This window comes from Devosia sp. (genome assembly GCF_040509215.1).
GTDB lineage: Bacteria > Pseudomonadota > Alphaproteobacteria > Rhizobiales > Devosiaceae > Devosia.
The window spans coordinates 1-10,369 of record NZ_JBEVLL010000201.1 but is presented as its reverse complement, the minus strand read 5'-3'; the positions used below and the strand labels follow the sequence as shown (position 1 = coordinate 10,369).

Here is a 10,369-nt window from a genome sequence, read left to right as displayed (position 1 = left end):
AAATTCTTTCGAGGTGAGGCCGGCCCATTGTGGCCGGCCCTTTTTGCGATTTATCGGGTGAGGGACGGCTTGGGCTGCAGCAGCGCCAGGACCAGCGTGAGCCCGGCCAGGAGGGCGGTGACCATGAGGTTGGTAACCGCCGAATAGGTGTCGACGATGTAGCCGCCGACCAGGGCCCCGGTCATGATGGCGACCTGGAAGGAGACCACCATCAGACTGCCCGAGGTTTCCAGCGCATCGGTGGCCGAGCGCGAGAGGTTGGCCTGCAGGACCACAGGCGCCATGCCGAAAGCAAAACCCCAGAGCGCGGCGAAGGTGAAGGCGGCGGCGATCTGGCTGCCCCAGAGTACCAGCGCGATCGCCGCGAGGGCCATGATGCCGCCGGTGGTGGCGAGGGCGCGGCTGGCGTCGATATCGGCCAGCTTGCCGCCGGCAATCGTGCCCAGCACGGCTGCGGCGCCGAAGCCGGCGAGGACGAGGGCGATCATGCCGGTTTCAATGCCCGTCACCTGTTCGAGGAAGGGCCGGACATAGACCGAACCGGTCATGTGGCCGGCCATGAGCAGGATGATGGCAAGCATGCCAAGCTGAACGCCGCGGCGCTTGAGGAGGCGCACCATGTCGCCCATGCTGTTGCCATCCGAGGCGGGCATGCTGGGAAGGCCGACGAGCTGCAGGACGATGGCGAGGCCGGAGAGAGCGGCGGTGAGGCCCATGGCGCTGCGCCAGCCGAGCCAATCGCCGATCAGGGCGCCCATGGAGGGGGCAGCGATAGTGGCGAGGGAAACGCCGAGGCTGACCATGGCCGTGCCACGGCCGATGGCGCCGGTGCCGACGAGCCGGGCGACCACGGCGACGGACAGGGCCCAGAAGGCGCTGAGGGCGATGCCGAGACCGGCGCGGCCAATCAGCAGCACCCAGAAATCGGTGGCGAAGGTGGCCAGCAGATTGGAGGCGATGGCGAGGGCGCTTAGCCCGACCAGCACCGTCTTGCGGTTGATCCGGCCGATGAGGACATTGCTGAAGAGTGCGGCGAGGGCGCCGACAAGGGCGGTCACGGTGACGACCTGGCCAGCCATGCCTTCGCTGATGCCGAGGTCGCGGGCCATGGGGGTGAGAAGGCCGGCGGGCAGGAATTCGGCTGATACGAGCGCGAAGCTCGTGGCAAGCATGCCGAGCATGGCGAGCCAGGTCTTGGCGCTCCAGCCGGTCGATACGGATGTGTCGGCGGCAATGCCCGCGGAAATTGAAGTGTCAGTCATGAAGAGGTCTCCAGATCGGGAGACGTTCATAGACAGGATCTAAAAGACGATATGTGTCCTAAAATCCGAATTCCATATCAATTCGTCCGGAAACACTACGACGGACGGCGCCGGGGGAGGCGCTGGTGACGCGCTTGAAGGCGCGGGCGAAGCTGGCTTCGGATTCGTAGCCGAGTTTGGACGCCACTTCGGCGACCGGCATGCCGCTCTGACCCAGCCATTCCTGCGCCAATTGCATGCGGAGGCGGGTGAGATAGCGGGCAGCGCCTTCGCCTAAAATGGCGCTGAAACGCTCGGCGAAGATCGAGCGCGATTGCCCGGCAGTGCCCGCAAGGCTTTCCAGTGTCCAGTTGGCGCCGGGGTTGCGGTGCATGGCGACAAGGGCGCGGCCGATATGGGGATCGCGGATGGCGGCGAGCCAGCCAGTGGCGGAGGTGTCGTGGCTCTTTACCCAGCAGCGGATCAGCCGGGCGGTGAGCAGGTCGGCCATGCGCGAGAGGATCGTGGCGCTGCCCATGCGCGGTTGGCTCGCTTCAATGGCCATGGCTTCGAGCAGCGGATTGACCATGGGGTCGTGGGTCGCGACATCGCAGCCCCGGATGATGGACGGCATGAGGCTGATCAGCGGATGCAGCGCATAGGCGCCGAGCGCCATGGAGCCGCAAAAGATCATGCTGACATCACCATCGCCCTGCTGCACCACTTCGCAGACATTGCCGCCATGCCCGGTGACCTGACAGGCCGACAGGGAGTTTTCGGTAACGCTGGGGGAGCTGGCGAGACGATGCTCGACGCCCTGTGGCAAGAGGATCAGATCGCCCGCGCCCAGTTCCTGCCAGCCCTCGGCTTCCGTATGCACCCAGCACGGGCCCTTGCTGACGAAATGGAAACGCAGCAGCGGTTGCTTGGGAAAGCTGATGCTCCAGGGGTGGCGCAGCTCGCAGCGGCCATAATTGACCCCGCTCAAGCGAAAATCCTGCAGGACTTCGCTCAGCGCGTCGGTGGTGGCGGACGAATTGTAATTCATGCGTAAAGTTTACAGTCAATTCGTCCGGCAGACAAGCCGCGGAGCTACTCCGCGGCCTCGGCCTTTGCCGCGCGCAGGGAGAGTAGGCGACGCGCATTGCCGCCTGCGACCAGGCGTTGCTCGACTTCGTTGAGCCCGGCTTCGGCGAGGCTGGCAGCAAGGCTCTCGGCCTGCAGCGCCGGCAGGATTGGCCAGTCGGTGCCGGCCAGCACGCGGTCTACGCCGAAGAAGCCGGCAAGGGTGCGGACGATGGCGGGATCGGCGCCCATCGTATCGAAATAGATGTTCGGGCGCGGCCGCTTCTGGCGCTCGGTGCGACCGTAAATGCCGCCGCGTGCCGCCTGCACGATGCCGCCGAGACCAAGCGTTGCAAAAATCAGGTGCAGATCCGGTAGCTCATCGAGAATGCTGGACTGGATGATGGAGAGGAACGCGACGCCATTCATCAGGCCGCGGCCGAGCGAATTGCCCAGTGTGCCGGCGCCAGCGATCAGCACCTCGGAATTGGGATGGGCGACCGGATGGACGAAGACAGGAACGCGGTGACGCGCAGCGACTTCGAGCGTTGGCCGCGCCGACGGATCGGCAAGGAATTTGCCATTTCGCGAGGAGTCGATGACGAGGCCTGAAAGGCCGAGGTCCACGATAGCGCGTTCGGCTTCTGCCGCGCCTTCTTCGCCTGCAAAAACATCGGTGACTGCGAAGGCAGCCAGTGATGGCTCGGCGGCGACGAGGCTTGCCAGCCAGTCATTGGCTTCGGCAATGCCGGCAAAATCCACCGGGCCTTCGGCGCCAAACAGACTCTCAATGGTGGCGGTGACGACAGCGAGCGAAACGCCGGCGGATTTGAACTCATCGACCAGCGCTGATGGGGTCGTGATCTTGCGATAGATTTCGGGCGAGAACCCACCGGCAGGCTTGGCGAATTTGCCGCCCGGACCCCAGGCGGGCGGCCAGAGGTGGGTGTGGATGTCGACGATATCGAGAGGAGCGCTCATTCTGCTGCAACCTTGCGGGCTTCGCGTTCGGCAATGCCGGCCTTGACCAGCGGCACGACATCGCGGCCATAGGTGACGGTATCGGCGGTGGGGTAGAAGCCGCGGACGAGGAAGTTGGAAATGCCGGCGTCGTAATAGTCGAGAATGGCTTCGGCGACCTGTTCGGGCGTGCCAACCAGCGCGGTGGAATTGCCGCCGGCGCCGCTGGCTTCGGCCACTTCGGTCCAGAGCCGCTTGTCGACCACCTTGCCGCGCTTGGCAGCCTCACGAAGGCGCACCGAGCCAACATTGCTCGGCAGCTTTTCGCCATTGCCGCCAGCCTGACGCGCCACGCCTGCCTTCACTTTTTCAAGGATATCGGCGGCGCTGGACCAGGCTTGGTCTTCGGTATCGGCAACGATGGTGCGGAAGGCCAAAGTGAAGCGGATTTCGGAGGGATCGCGGCCATTGGCAACGGCAGCGGCGCGCACCTTGGCAATGGTTTCGCGCGTGCCATCGAGTGGTTCGCCCCAGAGCGCATAGATGTCGGCATGCTTGCCGGCGACGGCAATTGCCGCATCCGACGATCCGCCGAAGGAAATCGGAATGCGCGGCTTCTGGAATGGCTTTACCTGGCTGAAGGCGCCCTTGAACTTGTAGAAGCGCCCCTCGTGGTCGAAAGGGGCGTCGCTTTCCCAGACCTTTTTGAGTACTTCGATATATTCGTCGGTACGGGCATAGCGGGTGTCGTGGTCCTCGAAATCGCCATCGCGCGCCTGGTCGGCATCGGAGCCGCCGGTGATGATGTGGACCCAGACTCGGCCTTCGGAAAACTGGTCGAGCGTCGCCAATTGCCGTGCGCCAAGCGTCGGCGCCATCAGGCCGGGCCGGTGGGCGAGGAGGGCGCCAATGCGTTCGGTCTGGCCGAAGACGTAGGCGGCGATCTGGTTATTGTCCGGCCACTGCGCGAACTGGCCGATCAGCAGGCGATCAATGCCTGCGGCCTCGGCTGCCTGCACGTGGTTGCGAATATAGGTCTTGTCGATGACGGGACCCGTCGTGGGGACGATGTCGGACCCCTCGCGATTGGAGGTGTGACCGATGAATTCCGCTGCCATCCAAAACTCCTGGAGACTGGCTCAGCCGCTGATGAGGCCGAAGGCGATGCCGAGTGAAAACAGGAACGCCACGCTCGCAGCCGCGAGCACGAGCCACTCGACCGCGCGCCGATGAAAGGCAGAGCGGGCGCTAGTGAGAATTCGGGGATTACCGGTCTCGATGGCAGCCATGGGATCACCTCGGTTTGAGAGATGAAACCCTAGTCAATTTATAGACATTGTCGATTGCGTTTTCAGCGCGGAATCCGCAGCAGCTTTTCGGCAATGAAGGAGGATGGAGAAAATCCTTCGCCATCCTCCGACGGCAAGCTCGCGCTAGTGGGAGGGGTGCATGGCGTCGTTGAGATACATGCAGGTGAGGAGGGTGAAGACATAGGCCTGGATCACCGACATCAGCAGTTCCAGCGCGGTAATGGCCACGGTCATGATCATGGGCGCTATGGCCAGAGCGATGCCGAAGGGGCCGAGGGCCGACAGGTCGACGACGAAACCGGCGAACACTTTTAGCGTGATGTGGCCGGCCAGCATGACCGCGAAAAGGCGCACGGAATGGCTGATGGGGCGGGAGATATAAGAGATGATCTCGATGGGGACGATGACCGGCGCCAGATAGAGCGGCAGGCCGCTGGGCATGAAGAGGCCGAAGAATTTTGGGCCATGCTTAAAGACGCCATAAAGGGTGACCACAGCGAAGACCAAGAGAGCCAGGGCAGCCGTCACCACGATCTGTGCGGTGACCGTGAAGGCATAGGGAAACATGCCGATCATGTTGGCGACGAGGATGAAGCTGAAGAGCGAGAAGACCAGCGGGAAAAAACGCATTCCCTCCTTGCCGATGATCGAGTGGACGAGGCTTTCGATCGCCTCGTAAAGCATCTCGCCGGCCACCTGCAGGCGGCCGGGCAGCAATGCCTTCCTGTGCCCCGCCAGCACCATGAAGCCGCCAGCGATCGCTACGGTCAGCAGCATATAGGCCGACGCATTGGTGAAGCTGAAATCGTGTCCGGCGATCGGGCTCAGCGGGAAGATCGGCTCGACGACGAACTGATGGATGGGGTCATTGGCCATGGCATATCCTCGGATAGTGGTTATTTGGTCAGCCGCAGCGCCACGAGGCCCACGGCGAGGCCAAAGGCAGAGGGCAGGAGGCTGGTGATGATTGAGCCGGCTGTGCCTTGGGCGGCGCCCATGCCGGTAAGAATATCGGCGGCGAGATAGCCGATCAGGCAGCCGATAAGCACGACGGTGTTGAGCGGATTTGACATGGGACACCTCGAAAAGGGGTCGTCCCCGTTTCTCCCCATGCCATCAGGTCGTCCCGATGGCGGGCCTTGGCGCTGCTAGGTTGAAAACAGCAGCACGCCGTAGACGGCAAAAAGCGTCAGGTGCAGCGTGCCCTGCAGTGCCGAGGCGCGCTGGCCGAGAAAGGTCAGGGTGGTGAGGCCAATGGTGAGCAGCAGCAGGACGGTTTCAGTCGGCGTCACGCCCATGATCACCGTCTTGCCGGTGAAAAGGCCGACAAAGAGCACGGCGGGCACGGTGAGCCCGACCGTCGAGACAAAGGCGCCGAGGCAGAGATTGATCGAGCGCTGCAACTGATTGTCGACGGCAGCGCGGATGGCGGTGATCGACTCTGGCGTGAAGACGATAATGGCGATCAACACCCCACCAAGCGCGACCGGGGCGCCGACGGCCCCGATGCCGAAATCGATGACCAGAGCCAGGTCATGGGCCAGCAGCACGATCGGCAGCATGAGCGCGACCAGCAGGACAGAGCGAATGACGATGGCGCGCTTGTCGAGATTGCGGGCGGGCTCGGTTGGAGAACCGTTGATGGATGGGCGGATGGGCACGACGAGCTGCCCGATGTCGGGCTGGATAAAAAAGCGCTTGTAGCCGCGCGTCTGCATCAGCAGGAAAACGCCATAGAGCACCGTCGTGAGAATGGCGAAGGCGGCGGCCTGCATTGGCCAGAATGTGCCGTCTCCCGTACTGAGGGTATTGGGCAGGATGAGGCCGATACCGGCCAGAAGCAGCGTCATCGACACATAGGCCATGGCGCCCTGTGAATTGTATTCCTGCTCGCCGAAGCGGCGCCCGCCAAGGATCAGGCAAATGCCCATGACGAGATTGAGAATGATCATCATCACCGCGAAAATGGAATCGCGGCCGATGGTGGGGTTCTCGCCCGGCCCCAGGAGCACGGCAGCGATAAGGATGACCTCGATCATGACGATGGATAGCGTCAGGATCAGCGTGCCGTAGGGTTCGCCCAATTGATGGGCGAGGTAGTCGGCTTCATGTACCACCCCGAAGGCGGCAAGGAGGATGGTCGCGAAGATCACGACGAAACAGACGACGGCGATCCATAGTTCGATCGGTTCGTGCAGCCAGGTCGGGCCGAAGATGAGGAAAATGACCACGACGCCCCAGGCCACAAGCAGTGTGGCGATGGTCTTGTTGGGGATGTGTTCGCGGATTGTGGACACGGTTGCTATCTCCACGAGGTCGTCCCCGATCAATAGAACCGAATTTCAGGGTCGTCCCTGCCGGCGACGGAATCTAGACCGTCTGCACGGGATTTAGACGATCCGGTTTTCGTTGTCCATGGGCGGAGGTACCAGGAAAGCTTAGCCATTGCGCTAAGTGTGGTGGCGTGATACTTAGCTTTATGGATCAGTATTCTCTCGATGCGCTCTTTCAGGCCTTGGCCGACCCGACACGACGGGCGGTTCTTGGCCGGTTGGGGCAAGGTGCCGCAAGCGTGGGGGACCTGGCGGCCCCGTTCGATATGGCGCTGCCCTCGTTCATGAAGCATGTGCACGTGCTCGAAGCGGCCGGACTGATCCACACCCGTAAGGCGGGGCGGGTGCGCTATTGCGAAATCGATGAGGCGCGGCTGGCGGCAGTGGGCTCGTGGCTTGATGAGCAGCGCGCCATCTGGGAGAGCCGCACCGATCGGCTCGAGCGCTTTGTTGTCGAAAAACAGAAGGAGCAGGAACGATGAACTTTCGCCCCGAAACGGACCTCGAAATCACGCGCGTCATCAAGGCGCCGCGTCAGGCCGTCTGGCAGGCCTGGACCAATCCGGACCAGTTCGCGCAGTGGTGGATTCCGGCGCCGGCGCTGTGCCGTGTCGTCAAAATGGAAGTGCAGCCCGGCGGCGCGCTGCTGACCGAGATGAGCGAGGGCGGTGGCGCTTTCGGGCCGCATATGGACGCCTGCTATCTCGCGGTGGAAGAGGGACGCAAGATTGTCCTCACCAATGCGCTGAGCGGTGGCTGGCGGCCGGCGACGAGCCCGTTCATGACCGCGGTCATCACGCTCGACGACCACGATCAGGGTACGGCCTATCGGGCCCATGTGCTGCACAAGGACGAGGAAACGCGCGCCTGGCACGAGGAAACGGGCTTTTTTGACGGCTGGGGCACCGTCGCCGCGCAATTGGCGGCGCTGGTCGAGCGCTAGTAGACCTGGCGGTAAGTGCCGGGCTCGAAGAATTGCATTTCTTCGCCGCTGCCGTCGGGCTTGCGCACGAAAGCGCGGATGCAGCCATTCCAGCGTTCGACGCGGGTCGCGTCGACGCCACGCTGGCGCAGATGCATCATGTCAAAATTATCCCGGTCTTCCGCCGACATCTTTCCGCCGATCGAAAAACCGAATTCTACATGTCCGCTTTCGAAGGCACCGTCGCAGAAGGGAGCGGCCATGGTGCTTCCGGTCAACAGGACGATAAAGCCGAGCGCGGGTACGAGGTGGCGGATCATCTCAAATCTCCAGAGTCAGAAGCTACTTGAACATCAATTGTGGCGTTGCTGGGCCGAGCGACGCTCCTGCCAGCGAATAATAACAACGACGGCAGGGATAGCAAAGCTGAGCATGAGCAGCCGGATGACATGGTGGGCGGCGATGAAGGCCGTATCATAGCCGAGCGCGATGCCGAGCGCGCCCATGCCTTCGAGGGCGCCAGGCGAAAGGCCGAGCCAGATCTGGCCAAAAGGCATGTCGACCAGTTGCGCGACGGCCAGCGTCATCAGGGTGACGATGCCGACGGTCATGGCGGTGGCGATGAGCCCGCCCTTGGCTGCCGCCATGAATTCCCGTCGCGTAATGCCGACAAAGCGCGCGCCGATCATGGCGCCGGTCAGGATGAAGGTGATGATTACCAATGGCGTCGGCATAGCTTCGGAATAGAGCCCGCCAAGCTTGGCTGCGGTTGCGGCGGCCATGGCGCCGAGGACCATGCCGGCCGGGATGCGGAGCCGGTCGAAAATCCAACCGACGACGACGCAGCCAAGCGCGAGAAGGATCAGTTGCAGGGGCGAGAGAAAGGCGCTGGCCGTCGCCACTTCGAAATGGTCGATGGGCAGGAAGGTCGCGCCGATGGGCACGGCGATGGTCAGCATCAGGATGCGGATGACCTGGATGATCACGATCTGCCGGGAATTGCCAACCCCGGTCGCGGCAATGCCCATGACGAACGAGAGGTGCCCCGGAAACGAGCTGAGATAGGCCGTGCCGGCATCGAGCCCGAAGACGCGGCTGAGCATCCAGCCGGTGGTCGCGACGATGACGACCAGTTCGATGGCGAGCGCGGCGAGGCTGATTGGCCAACTGGCAATAAGCGAAAGACTATCGGGGGCGACGCTGGCGCCCATCGACATGCCGATGAGGACGAAGACGACAGTGCGCAGCCAGTCGGGCAGAACCACCGGCACGCCGGCCATAGCGGCGATGGTGACCGCAAGGGCGCCGCCCATCAGCCAGCCAGCCGGGAGCCCCAGCAGCGTGGCAAGACCGCCACCCAGGGCGGAAATGGCCAGCGTCAGGAGCAGGACGAAAAAATTCTTCGGCTGGGGCAGGGGCATAGCGGGAGGCTGGCGGGCGGGAAGGATACTACCCGCCTACAGGTTCGGCGGTGCTTTGTCACCCACCTCGGCGCCTCGCGCAATCACATCAGGGGGCTGTGGAGCGCCAGACTTCGCCAAATGTCTTGCAGATGATTTTCATATCGAGCCAAAGCGAGAAATTCTGCACATAGGCAAAGTCGTGGCCGATACGGCGGAGCGCCTTGATCTGGTCTGTGGTCGGGCCACGCAGGCCGTGGCACTGGGCCCAACCAGTCAGGCCCGGTCGCATCGACTGGCGAAAAGCGTAGTCTGGCATCAGCTCTTCGTAGTCCATTCCCGCCGCCCGCATGCCCGGCACGTGAGGCCGCGGGCCGACGAGGGACATGTCTCCTCGAAGGACATTGATCAACTGGGGCAGTTCATCAAGGCTCGTCCGGCGGATGAACGCGCCGATGCGCGTCACGCGGTTGTCGTTGGCCGTGACCTGGGCGATGCCCGCGGCGTCGCAGCGATCGGCATACATCGAGCGGAATTTGAGCAGCGCGAAAACCTTGCCATCGCGCCCGAGGCGCCACTGCCGAAACAGGATCGGCCCCTTGTCGGTCCGGTCTATCCAGACGGCAATCGCCAGAAGGAGCGGCGAAAGGAGGAGAAGGCCGATCACCGAACCCAGAATATCGATGGACCGTTTGGCAACCAGCGATAGCGAGCGGGCCAGGGTTAGTTCGGGCGCGACGGCGCCGCCTTCATGCCAGCGCACGGCAAGGCCGCTCTGGGGGCGGGTCAGCACACGCGGGACATAATTGGTTTTGGGAAAGTCATAACGCGCCGGCCTGCGGAAGGAATTTTCCGCCAGCAACCGACTTGTCTTTGGATCAACTCGATCTGTCGTGCGCTTCATTGAAGTCGCCCAGTGTTCTTGATCTGCTTAACGTCCTGTTAACCATAATCAACACCAGGCGAGTGCTCTGTCCAGCGCTGAACACTGGTTTTGTGGAAAGATTTGCAGCCGGGGCCCTGCGAATGGCGATTGCCAAGAATTGATAAATGTAATTCTATTTTCCGAAGGCTGGGGAGGTTGCTCTGATCATTCCGCGCGCCGAGGCTGAGGCCTTTGTTGGTGTATTGGTGCGCC

Annotated in this window: 14 protein-coding genes; 2 read left to right on the top strand and 12 right to left on the bottom strand. The window is 62.8% G+C overall.

The features are described 5' to 3' along the window. Window positions 1–50: 50 nt before the first annotated feature. The 8 genes from ABW043_RS11200 to ABW043_RS11165 form a co-directional block, all read right to left on the bottom strand. Window positions 51–1,262 carry an MFS transporter gene (locus tag ABW043_RS11200; RefSeq protein ID WP_353921289.1) on the bottom strand — a complete coding sequence of 404 codons (1,212 nt, stop codon included), beginning with the start codon at window positions 1,260–1,262 and terminating at the stop codon, window positions 51–53. A 58-nt stretch (window positions 1,263–1,320) separates the two neighbouring features. After that, on the bottom strand, window positions 1,321–2,289 hold the full coding sequence (locus ABW043_RS11195; protein WP_353921288.1) for an AraC family transcriptional regulator: 969 nt from the start codon (window positions 2,287–2,289) through the stop codon (window positions 1,321–1,323). A gap of 44 nt (window positions 2,290–2,333) precedes the next feature. Continuing rightward, complete coding sequence (locus ABW043_RS11190) at window positions 2,334–3,287, bottom strand: amidohydrolase family protein (RefSeq protein ID WP_353921287.1); 954 nt, start codon at window positions 3,285–3,287, stop codon at window positions 2,334–2,336. After that, complete coding sequence (locus ABW043_RS11185) at window positions 3,284–4,384, bottom strand: LLM class flavin-dependent oxidoreductase (protein ID WP_353921286.1); 1,101 nt, start codon at window positions 4,382–4,384, stop codon at window positions 3,284–3,286. Before ABW043_RS11185 ends, ABW043_RS11190 begins: the two co-directional genes overlap by 4 nt. Window positions 4,385–4,405: 21 nt before the next feature. After that, window positions 4,406–4,555 carry a hypothetical protein gene (locus ABW043_RS11180; RefSeq protein ID WP_353921285.1) on the bottom strand — a complete coding sequence of 50 codons (150 nt, stop codon included), beginning with the start codon at window positions 4,553–4,555 and terminating at the stop codon, window positions 4,406–4,408. 144 nt (window positions 4,556–4,699) lie between these two features. After that, window positions 4,700–5,452, bottom strand: a complete 753-nt coding sequence (locus ABW043_RS11175) for a F0F1 ATP synthase subunit A (RefSeq protein WP_353921284.1) — start codon at window positions 5,450–5,452, stop codon at window positions 4,700–4,702. Between the two features lie 20 nt (window positions 5,453–5,472). Next, the gene (locus ABW043_RS11170) at window positions 5,473–5,649 is read right to left on the bottom strand and encodes a hypothetical protein (RefSeq protein WP_353921283.1); all 177 of its coding nucleotides are present in this window, start codon (window positions 5,647–5,649) and stop codon (window positions 5,473–5,475) included. Between the two features lie 75 nt (window positions 5,650–5,724). Next, window positions 5,725–6,873 carry a calcium:cation antiporter gene (locus tag ABW043_RS11165; protein WP_353921282.1) on the bottom strand — a complete coding sequence of 383 codons (1,149 nt, stop codon included), beginning with the start codon at window positions 6,871–6,873 and terminating at the stop codon, window positions 5,725–5,727. A 182-nt stretch (window positions 6,874–7,055) separates the two neighbouring features. On the opposite strand from ABW043_RS11165, the gene ABW043_RS11160 reads away from it, so the two are divergent. Both ABW043_RS11160 and ABW043_RS11155 read left to right on the top strand, forming a co-directional pair. Next, window positions 7,056–7,391 carry an ArsR/SmtB family transcription factor gene (locus ABW043_RS11160; protein WP_353921281.1) on the top strand — a complete coding sequence of 112 codons (336 nt, stop codon included), beginning with the start codon at window positions 7,056–7,058 and terminating at the stop codon, window positions 7,389–7,391. Next, window positions 7,388–7,852: an SRPBCC family protein gene (locus ABW043_RS11155; RefSeq protein WP_353921280.1), complete on the top strand. Its 465-nt coding sequence runs from the start codon at window positions 7,388–7,390 to the stop codon at window positions 7,850–7,852. The genes ABW043_RS11160 and ABW043_RS11155 overlap by 4 nt, the downstream gene beginning before the upstream one ends. Here the strand turns inward: ABW043_RS11155 and ABW043_RS11150 are convergent. The 4 genes from ABW043_RS11150 to ABW043_RS11135 all read right to left on the bottom strand — a co-directional run. Next, complete coding sequence (locus tag ABW043_RS11150) at window positions 7,849–8,151, bottom strand: hypothetical protein (RefSeq protein ID WP_353921279.1); 303 nt, start codon at window positions 8,149–8,151, stop codon at window positions 7,849–7,851. The genes ABW043_RS11155 and ABW043_RS11150 overlap by 4 nt on opposite strands. 33 nt (window positions 8,152–8,184) lie before the next feature. After that, window positions 8,185–9,252 carry an AbrB family transcriptional regulator gene (locus ABW043_RS11145; protein ID WP_353921278.1) on the bottom strand — a complete coding sequence of 356 codons (1,068 nt, stop codon included), beginning with the start codon at window positions 9,250–9,252 and terminating at the stop codon, window positions 8,185–8,187. Between the two features lie 88 nt (window positions 9,253–9,340). Next, window positions 9,341–10,135, bottom strand: coding sequence for a sugar transferase (locus tag ABW043_RS11140; protein ID WP_353921277.1), 795 nt, complete (start codon window positions 10,133–10,135; stop codon window positions 9,341–9,343). Between the two features lie 38 nt (window positions 10,136–10,173). Then, on the bottom strand, window positions 10,174–10,369 hold a 196-nt coding region (locus tag ABW043_RS11135; RefSeq protein ID WP_353921276.1), incomplete at its 5' end, for a hypothetical protein.